Below are 13,515 nucleotides of genomic sequence, written 5' to 3' on the forward strand. Positions count from 1 at the left end.
GTCATGGAATGGTACACCGCGTTCTCCCTGCTGATGGCCAGCTTCTTCGTGTTGGTGCTGCTCGGCGTTCCCGTCGTCTTCGCGTTTTTTGGCACCAACGTCGTCTTCCTCGCCTATTTCATGGGGCCGCCGGGCTTTGAGCTGCTGATCGACAGCGTCTATGGCAGCCTGTCGGTTTTCGTGCTGCTGCCGATCACCATGTTCATCCTTCAGGGCGAAATCCTCTTCCGGACCGGTCTGGTCACCAAGATGATCGACGCTCTCGACTGTTGGCTCGGTGCGGTGCCGGGCCGGCTGGCGCTGCTGGCGGTGGGCTCCGGCACCATACTGGCTTCGCTATCGGGCGCGAGCATCGGCACCACGGCGATGCTGACGCGGACGCTTGCGCCGGCCATGCAGGAGCGTGGCTACAGTACGAAGATGAGTGTCGGGCCGCTCCTGGGCAGCGGCGGTCTCGCGGTGATGATGCCGCATAGCGCGCTGGGCGTCATTCTCGCGGTGATCGCCGGCGTTTCGGTCGGAAAGCTCCTGATCGCGATCATCATCCCGGGCTTCCTGCTGGCGCTTGGCTACGTGGTCTACATCGTGTGGGTTTGTGCATTCGATCCCGCCGAGGCGCCGAAATACACCGCCAAGTTCATTCCGCTCGGCGAGCGGCTGGTGCTCACAGTCAAATACGTCATCCCGCTGACGGTCCTCATCGTCGCGATGATTGCCGTCATTTTTCTCGGTGTTGCGACGCCGACTGAGGCCGCGTCCCTCGGCACCTTTGCGTCATTCGCGCTGGCCGCGATCTATGGACGGCTGACCTGGACAGCGACGCGCGACGCGATGTTCTCGACCTTGAAGATTTCGGTGATGGTGCTGGCGATTCTTGCCGCATCACAGGCGTTCACCCAGCTGCTGGCTTACACCGGCTCGGCGCAGAAGCTTGTGCAGGTTGCGGGCGCGCTGCCGGTTCCGCCGATCTGGGTCATCATCCTGATGCACTTCGTCACCCTGCTGCTGGGCGGTCCGATCGGCGGCATTCCCCTGATCATGATGACCATTCCGATCTTTCTCCCGGTGGTGAAGGCACTGGGCTATGACCCGATCTGGTTCTGCACCGCCATGCTGCTCAACGTCGAGCTTGCGCAGATCACGCCGCCCTTCGGCATCTTGCTTTATGTGGTCCGGGGCATCATGACGAAGACGTCGATGGGCGAGATCACGCGAGCGGCCATCCCGATCATCGTGATCCAATTGATCGTGATGGCGCTTCTGATCGGAATTCCGCCACTGTCGCTGTGGCTGCCCGGATTCATGAATCGGTAGCGGGATGCCAACGACGCCTGACCGAACCGTCTATCACAACGGCCGTCTCATCGACGGTCACCGTCACATTGCCAACGGATATCTGGTGACCGAGGGCGCGACGATTGTCGCGGTCGGGGCCGGTGATCCCAGGCGGGGCGCAGCATCGGCCGGCGCTCAGAACGTCGATCTGGCCGGCCGGACCCTGCTGCCGGGTTTCATCGATTGCCACGTCCACCTGACGATGAGTGCCGAAGCGGCTCCGCGAGCCATCGTCTCGCCAGCCGATCAGATGGTGGCGGTCTTGCAGGCTTCGACGAACGCGCTCAGGACGCTACACGGCGGTGTGACGACCGTGCGCGATTGCGGTGCGCCGCATGGCATCGATTTCGCCTTACGGCGGGCCGCGGAGGAGGGGCTTTGCGTCACGCCGCGCCTCGTGCTCAGCGGCCGGGCTCTATGTATGACGGGCGGGCACGGCTGGCATCTGATCGGCCGTGAGGCAGACGGCGCCGACGGATTGCGCCGCGCGGCCCGCGAGCAACTGAAGGCTGGGGCCGACAACGTGAAGCTGATCGCAAGCGGCGGTATCCTCACCCCAGGCACCAACATTGGCAATCCGCAGTTCACGACCGACGAGATGAAGGCCGCCGTCGACGAGGCCCATTGTGCCGGCAAGACCGCCAACGCGCACGCGCACGGCGCGGAGGGCATCAAACGCGCAACGCTCGCCGGCGTGGATTCTGTCGAGCACTGCTATTTCATCGATCCGGAAGGCATCGAGATGATGCTTGAGCGCAGCACGGTTCTGGTCGCGACATCTGCGGCGGTTCGCAATGTGGTGTCCTACGGTGTTGCAGCAGGAATTCCTTCGCACATCGCCGAAAAAGCGCAATCAGCGATCAGCGCCCACGTATCGGGTTTCAAAGCGGCGCATGCTGCAGGCATACGCTTGGCGATGGGCACGGATTCCGGCGTGCCGTTTACCCGCCACGGCAACAATCTCGACGAGCTCAAATACCTCGTCGAGATGGGACTGTCGCCGCAGGAAGCGATCAGGGTGGCGACGTCCGACAGCGCAAAGCTTCTCAAGCTCGATGGGACCGTTGGTTCTCTTGATGAGGGCAAAAACGCTGATCTCGTGGTGGTCGAGGGAAACCCGCTGGACGACATCGCAGTCTTATGCCAGCGCGATAAAATCCGGCGTGTGATCCTGAATGGTCGAACGGTGCTGGACCGCGATATCAGCGCGTTTCTGGTGGGAGCAGGACACTAGCGGGAGTGCCAGGGGAGTCTTGACCGGCTTCTTGACATGGCCATCAGGCCTTTTTCTGCACCCAGAACTCGTACATCCCAGCGAAGGAGGTGGGATTGCGCTGTTCGAAGTCGTGCCAGCGATCCAAATCGAGCCCAGCCGGATCGCCGGGGAAGCGGTGCCTGAAGCGAGACATCATAAGATCATCGGTTTGCATGCCGAGAAACCGAAGTCCGTTCGCGTCGAGGAAGGCTTTGATCGCCGGAAGCGTCAAGCAATGTTCCATGCGATGGAAAAGCAGGTCGCGACATTCACTGGTGCTGAAGAATGACGGATAACTGGTAACCGAACGTTGCTCCGACCCTTCTTTGGCCGACATCAGCTCTTGGCGGAACGCTCTGATCTCGTCTGGGCTGTCGCCCAAACCGCGCTTCGTTATCACTCGACGAACCGCCGAAATATCTTGTCGTGCAGTCTCGCTGTAGAAGCCCAGGTGCATGACTCCTGACGGTCGCAACATTGACAGCAGCCGCTGCCAGCCTTCCCACGGGTCTCCAAGATGATGCAGCACGCCGGTGCTTTCGATCAGATCGAAGCTGAGACCGGTCGTCGGCAACGCCATGATGTCGGCTTGGGCGTATTCGATCGCGGTCAAACCCGCAGAGCGCGATTGACGTTGGGCAAATCCGAGACTGGCCAAACTGAGATCGACTGCAAGGATGCGCGCTCCGGCAAAGCGCTGCGCTGTCTCGACCGACTGCTGCCCGGTGCCGCAGCCGGCGATCAGGATATCGACATCGGCGCCGCGGCCGAGTTCTCGGAACGGCGCCGATGGAAAGCGGCCTCGGACGAAGGCATCGAGCGTCGTCGAGGCGCCGGGCCGGGCAGGCTTGATCCAGCGCGGATAAGGGCTTTCCTCGTAGTGCGCGCGCACATGCAGGGATGTCGCATCGTCGATTGGCGTAAGCTGCTTCGTCGCATTCCGCAGCTTTGCCTCTTCATGGGGCTCGGCAACCTGACGCCGGAGCATGGTACGCACGACGTCCGGCCAGCCGAACTCGAGCAGACGTGCAGCGCCAGGGATCGCGTGAAGTGATCCATAGCAGCCGGCTGCCAAAAGCCACGATGCCGGCGGTGCTGTTCCGGCATCGATGGCCTTGGACAAACGATCTTGAAGCTGCGCCGCGGCCCGTGCTTCTGCCTCGGACGCAGCAAACACGTAATCGTTGAAGAAGCACTGGCAGGCCAGCGCTGCAGCGAACGCTATGACGTCATCGTTATCGAACGCTGCGCCGGCTTCGGCCTTCAGCAACAACAAGCCACGAACGCGCGTCAACAAGCGTTCCAACTCGATGTCGCAGATCGGGCACGACTCCAGCAGAAATCGAAGCACGCGGTCTGAAGCAACCGCAGTCATTCCGATCGTTCCGAAGAGCTCCTGCTCGGTCAGCGGCCGTGGCCAGGCTTTTGACGAACGATCGGCGGCTGCACGAATAGCGGGATTGAGCCTCAGAAAGCCGACGCTGGCCCGTGCAAGATCGATGGGCCGTGCCCAGGGTTCCGCCAGCGCGTTGGGCAACTGACTGCGCAGTCGGCCGATTTGCGGGTCCGACGTCAGCGCTTCTTCATAGGCCCGAGCCGCGGCCTCCCGGCGGCCCTGCTGCCTGAGCAGCGCAACCATCGATATGCGTGCCGCCGTATCGTCGGGCTTCAAGGCCACGGCGCGGCGAAGATGCACCGCCGCCAAATCAAGTTCGTCACGCCCCATCAGGATGCAGCCGAGGCCACGCTGAGCTGTCGCTGACTTAGGGTTGAGCCCAACGGCCTTGCCGAACATTGCCTCGGCTTTGGCAAACTCTCCGGCTCTCTGAAGTTCGACCGCCATCGCGAGGGCGCTGCGAGCCTCCGCCAGTCGCGCATTCGTTCGGTCGGTATCAAAGGTCGGCTGGCCGAAGCTGCGGGCAATCCGCCGGCTTTTCCGGTTCATCGTGGCAGCTCTGGTCAGAGAGTTTATTTTCGCGTCGACGAGAATCCAGGCCTGGCGCAATGAGGCGCCGTCGGCCTTCATCAAAAGGTACAGATTAGGCGGACATGAACACGGCTTCGCCGCAGATGAAGTGCTGCGATAGATCGAAGCTTATCGTCGCCGGTATCGACTGGTTCAGGCAAAAAGTCGCAGACCAGTCATTTGCACGTCAGGGAAATCCCTTGTTCTTGTCAGGATAAATCGCCGTTGGTCGGTTTTCCGGCTTGGAATAGTGCTCTCTGAATCGACGAACTACAGAAGCCTGCGAAACGTGAACCGCGTCATCTCGAGCGTCGAGTGGAGATCGATGGGCCCGCCATGCGCCCGCGCAATCTCCAATGCGATATAGCAACCAGGACAAGCCCTCGTCGATCAGAGCGCAGCCGTCTCACGCGTGAATGGCGCGAGAGACGTTGCAGCGCGGCCCCTTGGAATCGCGGAGCGAGCGTTGGCCTCGGATGGTTCTAGGAGGTGCCCGCGGGTTTGTTGAGCGCGAACAGATTGGCTCCTCATGCCTGGTCGGGGCGTTGTGCGGTTGTCCGAAGACCTGAAGCCGCGAGTTTCTCACGCGCCAATCGCGCCGCTCGCAGCTTTTCTGTTCTCGATCTTACCGCCAACTCGGCATCCCGATATTCCTGCATGGCTCGCGGGGCGTCTTCTCGCTGTGCCTGTTTGGTGCGCGCCAGACGCTCGACGCGCGCCTTTGCTTGTTCCGCTGTGGGTTCGACGACGGGCAAACTGCCACTTCGACGTTGTTGCATAACCACCGAGACCTCCTGGGTTTTGCGGACTATCGCGCAGGTTCTTGTCACGCCACGCGTGCATCTCAGCCAGGAGCAGGGGCGCACTTCCCTCGCGCTTGGGGAGCGACTTACCACCGGCCAACTGTAGATAATGTCAAAAGACGCAATAGGTTCCCATCAGGATAAAAAAGCGCGCGAGTGTGGGAAGCCAATAAGCATCTCGCCTTATTCACCAGAGGGCGTCCATTGAGCCTCCCGCATTGTAGGCGAGCATCGGTTCGTCACGTCGTCATTGACGTGTTCTGAGAATTTCTGGTGAGGCGTAAGGTGGTGCCAATGCTCGCCCTATGCTCCGTGGCGCGCAGCGTGCCGTGGATTTCACGTCATGTGCGTTATCGAATCCGCACCGACCGACACTGTCGATAGATGCGGGGGGAAGCGTCATGGAAGTGCGCGACCTGACGCGCCGAGCCGCGGCTCCTTCTGCTCGATGAGCCGCTGGGCAATCTCGATGCGTTGCTTCGCGAGCAGATGCGAAACAAGCTTCGGCAGATGGAGCGGGCGTCAACCGCTTCCGTGGCTCGCTTGTGCAGGCCGTGTTTCTTGGCGAAGCCACCGAGTATGTCGTGAAGGTCGGAGACATCGATATGCTGGTGCGCAATATCGCCGACAAGCAGCTGGAGCCGGGCCCAGTCGAGGTGTTTTTTCCACCCGACGAGATGCTGGCTGTGATTGCGGCGTGAGCTCAAAAGGCGCGCACAAAGATTGCCTTTATCGGCCGTCGCCGCGGCCTCTGGCGAGCTAACCGGCTACCGGCTGGAATACCGTCGCGGTTGCGGAGCTAGGATTTCGTTAGTGCTGCTGCGAGCCTTGTTCGCGATTTTCGCGCGGTCAGGCCCTGTATCGGGGCATTCATCATTGATTCATTGCGATGCTTAAACTGCGATTCAAATTTGGCTCCCATGATCACGTCATCAGGCCGGAACAACTGGCCAAGGCAAAGCGCGACGCTCGGTAGGGACGGGTCCGCGCAAGGACAGGGGAAGTCAGTTATGGCTCGTTTCGAGATACCGGAATTTTCACTGGCGGGTTCGGGGCAGGCGCACGCCACCGTCGACACCATGTTCGAACTCGGCATGATGTATGCGAGCGGTCGCGACGTGCCGGTCGATCTCATCACCGCGCACAAGTGGTTCAACATCGCCGCCACCAAGGGGCACGCGGAAGCCATCCAGTTGCGCCGCGAGATCGCAGCCGAGATGTCGGACGCCCAGATCGGACAGGCTCAGCGCGCCGCGCGCGACTGGCTGAAGGCCAATCCCGCGCCGGCGGCTCCGGTGATGATGTTCCGCGCCGCAGCGTGAGGTGTCCGATGCGCTCCGATGCGAAGACAAAGCCCGTTCGCGTTCTGCAATGGCTGCTGAGCTATTGGTCCTGCTAAGTCAGTAAGGCGATCGTTTTCACCGAAGGTCGCGGCGGCTGGTTCGTCCGCCATCAGCCCCGCGAGGTCACTTGTCGCCGATCACCGCGATGCCTTGAATCTCAAGCTTCGCACGGGGATCTGCCAGCGCCGTTACGGTGATCAACGCACTGCCGGGGAAGTTGTCGCCGAACACCTCCTTCCTGATTTCCGTCAGGCGCGTTCCATATCTCACGTCGGTGATGAACACGGTCATTTGGACCATGTCGCTCAGCTTGCCACCCGCTTTGGAGAGCGTCGCTTCAAGCAGCTTGAAAACGCGGCGGGCCTGTCCGTCGAAATCATCGCCAAGTGATTTGCCGTTCTCGTCGGCTCCTGCGGTCTGCCCCGCAAGCCATACGATCTTGCCGCCGTCAGTGATCACGGCAGGGGAATAGGCGCGGATCTGCGGCCGTTCACCCTTGATGTACTCTCGTGCGCTTGCCTCGAGAGTGCCGGCTGTCAGCATAAGTCCCAGACAAAGAAAATGCATCGCTCGCATGAAAGCCTCCAGCATGCTGCTCGCTCATTGTTCGATCGCGCGTGAACCGCAGCTGGTCCGCGTGGCGAGCGAGACCAAGGTATAGTGATCTCCGATATCTTTATGTCAACGTAAGTTCCCATCGGGATCGGCAACCGCGATGCCGGTCAATGCCAGAAAAGCAGCATCGTTAAGCCGCATCGGCAGCGCGGGTTGTGCCGCTGTGCCAGGCCAATTGACAGTGTACTGTCGAATTGTCTAATGGAGGGGCGATCTTGAACGGCATGCCGCTCCAACGACGTGCTTGCCGGGCTCGGCCGAAGCGGCAGCCGAGATCACCGGCCTCAAACGGCGAGGTGTCGTGCAATGAGGGAAGGGCTGGGCTTGTACGCCTCTCCACCATGCCGCCGTAACGTGCATGCGACCGGCCGCCGGCGCGTGAAGCTTCGGAATTCCGTCGCAGCAGCGGCTTTACTTCGCAGCACGCAATGGAGCGCGGCTGAGGTCGTTGTTGAGCTGAACCAGCTTCGCCAGGGACTGCATGAAGGCGCGCTGTTCCTTTCCGAGCGGCGCAAGGATGCGTTCCTGCACGCGGGCGATGTTCTCGCGCGTCTCGTCCAACAGCCGTGCGCCCTCAGGCCTGATGAAGAGCTGTTTCGTCCGCTGGTCGTTCTTCGGTGTGGCTCTGGAAATCAGGCGGCGGCCTTCGAGACCCTTCAGCATCGTGCCGACCGTCGAACGATCGATCGCGACGAATTTGACCAGCGTGCGCTGATCCATGCCGGGACGGTCCCGTATGGCGATCAACGCCGCGTATTGGACGGGCGTGACGTCCCAGCCCTCGAACTCTTCGTGGAAAACCGCGACCGCGATCTGCTGGGCGCGCCGGATCAGATGTCCTGGCGCCGCGTAGACGTCTTCGAGGGTCATCGCAGGGAGTGGAGAGCGCGACGACCGGGTGCTCGTTGCCGCGCTGGCGATCTTTTTCATGGGTCGAGATTAAGCGGCCTTGCTGAGAGGCCACCGAAACTACTGACGGTGGGCCCGAATGTCCACGTACTCAACCGCCTGGAAAGGGCCGGATATGCGCATCTGCAGATTCAATGACGATCGGCTCGGAATCATCCGGGAGGGGCGTATCCACGACGTGACGCCCGTCGCGAAGGAGCTGGGCACGTTTTCTTATCCGTTGCCGCGCTTCGACCCGATGATCGCCCGGTTGTCGGAGCTGCTGCCTCTGTTCGATCGGTTCGCCCGTACCTCGCCTCCGGTCGACGTGTCCGAAGTGAAGCTTCTTTCCCCGATCGCAAATCCTGGGAAGGTGATCGCCGCTCCCGTCAACTATCAGAAGCACCTCGAAGAGGCGGCCGCCGACACAAAGACTTTTCCCCAGCATCACGTGCGCCGGATCCACGAAACGGGTCTCTTCCTCAAGGCGACGAGCTCTGTGGTGGGGCCCGGCGAGGGCGTCCAGGTGCGTTTTCCGGACCGCAGGACCGATCACGAGATCGAGCTTGCAGTGGTGATCGGCAAGTCCTGCAATGAAGTGGCCGCCAGCGCCGCGCTCGACGTCGTGGCGGGCTATCTCATCGGTCTCGATATGACCGTCCGCGGGCCGGAAGAAAGAAGCCTGCGGAAATCGGTCGACAGCTACACCGTCCTCGGGCCCTGGTTCGTCACCGCCGACGAAATCGGCGATCCGTCCGGGCTGCCATTCGAACTCCTGGTCAATGGCGAAGTGCGGCAGTCGGCCAACACCCGCGACCTTGTCATCGACACGCCGGGTCTCATCGAGTTCGCGTCGAAGTTCTACACGCTCGAACCGGGCGACGTGCTTTTGACCGGCACGCCCGAAGGCGTCGCGCCCGTGAAACCGGGAGACCGCATCCGCGCGACGATCGACAAGATCGGAACGATGGATGTGCTGGTGCGGTGAACCGTTGGTCCAAGGCCGCAAGTTCGATGGAGGCGAGCATGAGGGTCGTGATTGTCGGAGCCGGGATCGGCGGACTCGCCGCGGCTCTTGCGCTTGCACAGTCCGGTCAGCAGTCGCTCGTACTCGAGGCTGCGCCGCAACTGGGTGAGATCGGAGCCGGCATCCAGCTCGGGCCGAACGCTTTCCACGTGCTCGATCAGCTCGGCATGGGCGAAACGCTTCTCAAAGGCGCCGTGTATGTCGACTCGTTCCGGCTGATGGATTCGGCGACCGGACGGCAGATCAACCGCTTCTCCTTCGGCACTGAGTTCAGACAGAGATTCGGAAACCCCTATGTCGTGGTGCATCGCGCCGATCTGCACCGGTCGCTGTTGGATGCATGCACGTCCAGCGGATTGGTCGAGATCAGAACCGGCGTCACGATCGAACGCTTCGAACAGGATGCGCGGGCGGTTCGTGCCGTCGCCGCAGGCGGCCGCAGCTTCGAAGGCGATGCCTTGATTGGTGCTGACGGTCTGCATTCGGCCGTGCGGGCGCAGATCGTTCGTGATGGAGCGCCGCGCGTCTCAGGGCATACGACGTATCGCTCCGTGGTTGATGTCGAAGCGATGCCGGAAGAGTTTCGATGGAATTCGATGGCGGTCTGGGTCGGGCCGAAGAGCCATATCGTTCACTATCCGCTGAAAGGCGCGAAGCTGTTCAACCTGGTTGCGACGGCGCACGACGAGGCCGACCGCGCACTCGCAGGCGCGGCCGTCACCGACGAAGAGGTCGCCGAGAAGTTTGCCCATCTCGTGCCGGACGTCTGGCGGATCATTTCCTGCGGCCAGGCCTGGAAAAAGTGGGTGCTGTGCGATCGCGAGCCGGTCGAGAATTGGAACGATGGCCGGGTAACGCTGTTGGGCGATGCGGCCCATCCGACGCTGCAGTACTTCGCTCAGGGCGCCTGCATGGCGATGGAAGACGGCATGTGTCTGGCGAACGCGCTTGGAGCGTTCGGCCCGGATGTGGTGGAGGCGCTCGATGCCTATCGCCGGGAGCGTCTGGTGCGGACCGCCCGCATTCAACTGGGATCGCGTCTCATCGGCGATCACATCTTCCATCCCTCCGGAGTGCATGCGTTGACGAGAAACGCGACGCTCGAGTCGATCGGAGATGCGGCGTTCATGAACGCCTTTGCGTGGCTTTACGATGCCGGAAATACCCACACCTCGGTCAAGCGCCCCACGGCCGTGCCGCAGCCCGCCGTCTAGTGGACGGGTATCGGATCTCGCGGTGTCACGACATACGGAGACTTGAATATGCACGATGTCCTTTCGAAGCGAATGGCGGTGCGAGTGCCGTTCGGTTGGATGCTTCCGATCCTGGCGATGGCCGTCATGCTTCTGCTTCCGGCGGCCGGTGCACGCGGGGAGGATGCTGCGGCGTATCCATCGAAGCCCGTTCACGTCATTGTGCCGTCCGCGGCAGGCGGCACCACTGACATCGTCGCTCGCGTGATCGCACAGGCGCTCACGCGCTCGCTCGGCACAACCTTCATCGTCGAACAGAAGGTCGGCGGGAATACCAACATCGGTTCGGCCTTTGTCTCGAAGGCGGCTCCCGACGGTTATACGCTTCTGGTGAACACCGACACGCTCACCTCGAACGCCAGCATGTACAAGAATTCCGGCTACGACGTCGTCAACGGCTTCGCTCCGGTGTCGATGCTGACCACGGCATCGGGAGCTTTGGCGGTCAGAAAGGATCTGGCGGTCGCCAACCTAGGAGACTTCGTGGCGCTTGCTCGGAAGCAGGGAAAAGCCCTGTCCATGGCGTCGACCGGCAACGGGACCGTGAGCCATCTGACGAGCCTCATGTTCCGGCAGCGGATCGGGCTCGCCGCGTGGACGGAGGTCCCGTACCAGGGGTCGGCCAAGGTCGTCTCGGATTTGATCGGCGGACACGTCGATGCGGCGGTCGCGATGATTGCGCCCTTTGTCCAGCCGGCGCAGTCGGGAGACCTCAGGCTCCTTGCGGTGACCACGAAGGCGCGTTCTCCTGCTGCGCCCGACGTGCCGACAGTTGCCGAATCCACGACACTCAAAGACTTCGATGTCTCGAACTGGACCGCAATGCTGGCACCGCCCGGCACGCCAGAACCGATCGTCGCCAAACTCGCTGCGGCCGTCGAGGTCGCGCTCAGGGATCCCGATGTCCAGAAAGCCTTTTCCGCATTGGGAATCGCGCCGGCCGGTGGCGGCCCGGAGGCGCTTGCCAAATCCATTCGGGACAATGTCGTGCAATGGCACGCCGTCGTTGATCGGGCGGGTTTGAGTCCGATCTGATCGAACCTGCATAAGAAGGAAGTCGCCTTTGAAAAACTTGTCGGACCTGCGCTTCATCGATGTGCATCATCACATCGTGCTTCCCGAATATCAGGAGGCACTGGTGCGATCCGGAGCGGTCGATCCGTCCCGGCCGTTGCGGAAGAATCCCGACGCGCCGGCCGTGCTGCGTTCGATGGCGGAGCTCGGGATCGATGCCGCGATCCTCAACCCGCTTTCCGTGGCGGGCGTTCATCATGGCGACGATGCGAAGGCGCGCTATCTGACCGAAAAGACCAACGAGGCGCTGGCCAGGTTCGTGTCTCATGCGCCCGAGAAGCTCGGCTTCTTTGCGACGCTTCCGCTGCCTGACGTCGACGGTGCATTGCGGCAGTTGGAGTATGCCCTCGATACCCTCCACGCCGATGGCGTCATCCTGCTCTCCAGCCAGAATGGGTTTTATGTCGGCGATCCTGCGTTCACGCCGCTTTATGAGGAGTTGCACCGGCGATCCGTCGTCGCCTTCGTGCATCCGGCGAGCCCGGCCTATGTCCCGACTCTGCGGCTCAAGATGTGGGCTGCCTACATCGAGTACCCGTTCGAGACGACCCGTGTGGCCGCGAACCTCATCTACAACGGCGTCATGGCGCGCTATCCCAATATCAAATGGATCTTGGCGCATGCGGGCGGCGCTCTGCCCTACCTCTCGGTCCGGCTGAGGCTGATGGAGGAGTCCGACCGCGAAGTGCCGCCGTTCATCGAGCGCGTTCCCGAAGGTGTCGCGCCCTATCTCAAGGCTTTGTATTTCGATGTGGCGATCGCCGGCGGCGCTGCGCCCATGGCTGCGTTGACCGAAATGGCCGACCCTTCGCATATCTTCTATGGAAGCGACTGGCCTTACCTGGAGCGCGAATTCGTCACGGACCAGATCGCAAGCCTGGTGAATTTGCCGCAGTTCGCGGGCGAGCGCCTGGAGCCTATGGAATGGCGCAATGCTGCTCAGCTGTTCAGTCGGTTCGCGGCAAAGCTCCGATAAGGCACATCATCGGCTTCTCGTTCTGATACGAACGTGCCGGGCCGCGGCATGCAACAAAAGCGGCTCGGCTCGGACGGAGAAGCCATGACAAGCCCATATCTGCCGCCGGAAGGCGTTCGAACCGAGCTGATCGAATTCGAAAGCTGCGGCAGGCGGGTGCAGGGGGCCGTATTCGCGCCGGTCTCGGCCGCTCGCCCGCGCGATACCGCTCTGATCATGGTCCACGGTGTGGAGCAGTTCTGGTATGTGGGACCGACGATGTTCCTCGCCACCTCGCTTGCCGGGTGTGGCTATACGACCCTCGGATACAACGGCGCGCATTCAGGCCAGAGCTTTCGCTGGTCGAGTTTTGAGGCGGCTGTCCAGGAGGTTCGCGACGCGGTCGCCTTCTTCAAGCAACGGGGCTTCCGCCGTGTCGTCCTGATGGGACACAGCCTTGGCACGCCGATCGTCGAGCACTACGCGGGTGACGGTCCCGACGCTTCGCTTTCGGCTATCGCCGTCTACGGACCGCACATCAGCATCCCGGCCGTGACCCGCGACACGCTGCTCGGGCCGGACCTCTATCAGAAGTTCCGAGACGAATGCCGGAAGCTGGTTGACGAGCAAAAAGGCCAGGAAATCAGATTGCTGCCTTATAGAAAGACAGCTCCGATCATCACTTCGGCGGAGACGTTTCTGAGTTACAGAGACGTGGACACGAGCAAGGCTGCGGTCGAACCCATGATCCGTCAAATCAAAGTGCCCATGCTCGTTTGCTACGATCCTGCGGACAACATTCACGGTCTGGGCGCGGTGACCATGCGGGAAAAGATTGTCGGCGATATCAAAGCGGCTGCGATCTCGTCGAAACGAGTCGAGGTGGCGGTCGTTCCGTCAAAGGCCGGAAATTCGCCCGTTCAGGCCCATGGATTCATCGGCAATGAAGATGTCGTCACCGAACTCACGGCGGCCTGGCTCGATCGAATGGACGCGTGATG

Annotated in this window: 12 protein-coding genes; 9 read left to right on the forward strand and 3 right to left on the reverse strand. The window is 61.8% G+C overall.

Annotation, left to right across the window (positions count from 1 at the left end; translation table 11 throughout):
- Positions 1-3 precede the first annotated feature (3 nt).
- Together RHPLAN_RS11175 and RHPLAN_RS11180 are read left to right on the forward strand one after the other, a co-directional pair.
- Positions 4-1,314 carry a TRAP transporter large permease gene (locus RHPLAN_RS11175; RefSeq protein WP_068017362.1) on the forward strand — a complete coding sequence of 437 codons (1,311 nt, stop codon included), beginning with the start codon at positions 4-6 and terminating at the stop codon, positions 1,312-1,314.
- An 85-nt stretch (positions 1,315-1,399) separates the two neighbouring features.
- Positions 1,400-2,569 carry a metal-dependent hydrolase family protein gene (locus RHPLAN_RS11180; RefSeq protein ID WP_198164841.1) on the forward strand — a complete coding sequence of 390 codons (1,170 nt, stop codon included), beginning with the start codon at positions 1,400-1,402 and terminating at the stop codon, positions 2,567-2,569.
- 43 nt (positions 2,570-2,612) lie between these two features.
- On the opposite strand, the gene RHPLAN_RS11185 is transcribed toward RHPLAN_RS11180, so the two are convergent.
- Positions 2,613-4,616, reverse strand: a complete 2,004-nt coding sequence (locus RHPLAN_RS11185) for a methyltransferase domain-containing protein (RefSeq protein WP_068017366.1) — start codon at positions 4,614-4,616, stop codon at positions 2,613-2,615.
- A gap of 1,297 nt (positions 4,617-5,913) precedes the next feature.
- On the opposite strand from RHPLAN_RS11185, the gene RHPLAN_RS39290 reads away from it, so the two are divergent.
- Complete coding sequence (locus RHPLAN_RS39290) at positions 5,914-6,060, forward strand: hypothetical protein (RefSeq protein ID WP_237180111.1); 147 nt, start codon at positions 5,914-5,916, stop codon at positions 6,058-6,060.
- Positions 6,061-6,369: 309 nt separating this feature from the next.
- Complete coding sequence (locus RHPLAN_RS11190; RefSeq protein ID WP_157100218.1) at positions 6,370-6,681, forward strand: SEL1-like repeat protein; 312 nt, start codon at positions 6,370-6,372, stop codon at positions 6,679-6,681.
- 144 nt (positions 6,682-6,825) lie between these two features.
- Here RHPLAN_RS11190 and RHPLAN_RS11195 read toward each other — a convergent pair whose 3' ends face one another.
- Complete coding sequence (locus RHPLAN_RS11195; RefSeq protein WP_198164842.1) at positions 6,826-7,293, reverse strand: RidA family protein; 468 nt, start codon at positions 7,291-7,293, stop codon at positions 6,826-6,828.
- Positions 7,294-7,728: 435 nt separating this feature from the next.
- Positions 7,729-8,247, reverse strand: coding sequence for a MarR family winged helix-turn-helix transcriptional regulator (locus RHPLAN_RS11200; protein ID WP_237180112.1), 519 nt, complete (start codon positions 8,245-8,247; stop codon positions 7,729-7,731).
- A 94-nt stretch (positions 8,248-8,341) separates the two neighbouring features.
- On the opposite strand from RHPLAN_RS11200, the gene RHPLAN_RS11205 reads away from it, so the two are divergent.
- Genes RHPLAN_RS11205 through RHPLAN_RS11225 form a run of 5 tightly spaced genes read left to right on the forward strand, consistent with a single transcriptional unit; the run spans position 8,342 to position 13,513 of the window.
- The gene (locus RHPLAN_RS11205; RefSeq protein WP_068017373.1) at positions 8,342-9,193 is read left to right on the forward strand and encodes a fumarylacetoacetate hydrolase family protein; all 852 of its coding nucleotides are present in this window, start codon (positions 8,342-8,344) and stop codon (positions 9,191-9,193) included.
- A 38-nt stretch (positions 9,194-9,231) separates the two neighbouring features.
- A complete protein-coding gene (locus RHPLAN_RS11210) occupies positions 9,232-10,446 on the forward strand; it encodes a 3-hydroxybenzoate 6-monooxygenase (RefSeq protein ID WP_237180113.1) in 1,215 nt (404 codons plus the stop codon).
- A gap of 48 nt (positions 10,447-10,494) precedes the next feature.
- Positions 10,495-11,520 carry a Bug family tripartite tricarboxylate transporter substrate binding protein gene (locus RHPLAN_RS11215; RefSeq protein WP_084244695.1) on the forward strand — a complete coding sequence of 342 codons (1,026 nt, stop codon included), beginning with the start codon at positions 10,495-10,497 and terminating at the stop codon, positions 11,518-11,520.
- Positions 11,521-11,548: 28 nt separating this feature from the next.
- The gene (locus RHPLAN_RS11220) at positions 11,549-12,535 is read left to right on the forward strand and encodes an amidohydrolase family protein (RefSeq protein ID WP_068017382.1); all 987 of its coding nucleotides are present in this window, start codon (positions 11,549-11,551) and stop codon (positions 12,533-12,535) included.
- Positions 12,536-12,568: 33 nt separating this feature from the next.
- Positions 12,569-13,513, forward strand: a complete 945-nt coding sequence (locus RHPLAN_RS11225) for an alpha/beta fold hydrolase (protein ID WP_157100219.1) — start codon at positions 12,569-12,571, stop codon at positions 13,511-13,513.
- Positions 13,514-13,515: the final 2 nt, after the last annotated feature.

The organism is Rhodoplanes sp. Z2-YC6860, from assembly GCF_001579845.1.
Classification (GTDB): domain Bacteria; phylum Pseudomonadota; class Alphaproteobacteria; order Rhizobiales; family Xanthobacteraceae; genus Z2-YC6860.

Coding starts and splice junctions, on each gene's coding strand:
- RHPLAN_RS11200 (WP_237180112.1), bottom strand. CDS start 8,247: ATGAAAAAGATCGCCAGCGCGGCAACGAGCACCCGGTCGTCGCGCTCT.
- RHPLAN_RS11190 (WP_157100218.1), top strand. CDS start 6,370: ATGGCTCGTTTCGAGATACCGGAATTTTCACTGGCGGGTTCGGGGCAG.
- RHPLAN_RS11205 (WP_068017373.1), top strand. CDS start 8,342: ATGCGCATCTGCAGATTCAATGACGATCGGCTCGGAATCATCCGGGAG.
- RHPLAN_RS11215 (WP_084244695.1), top strand. CDS start 10,495: ATGCACGATGTCCTTTCGAAGCGAATGGCGGTGCGAGTGCCGTTCGGT.
- RHPLAN_RS11195 (WP_198164842.1), bottom strand. CDS start 7,293: ATGCTGGAGGCTTTCATGCGAGCGATGCATTTTCTTTGTCTGGGACTT.
- RHPLAN_RS11185 (WP_068017366.1), bottom strand. CDS start 4,616: ATGAAGGCCGACGGCGCCTCATTGCGCCAGGCCTGGATTCTCGTCGAC.
- RHPLAN_RS11210 (WP_237180113.1), top strand. CDS start 9,232: ATGAGGGTCGTGATTGTCGGAGCCGGGATCGGCGGACTCGCCGCGGCT.
- RHPLAN_RS11175 (WP_068017362.1), top strand. CDS start 4: ATGGAATGGTACACCGCGTTCTCCCTGCTGATGGCCAGCTTCTTCGTG.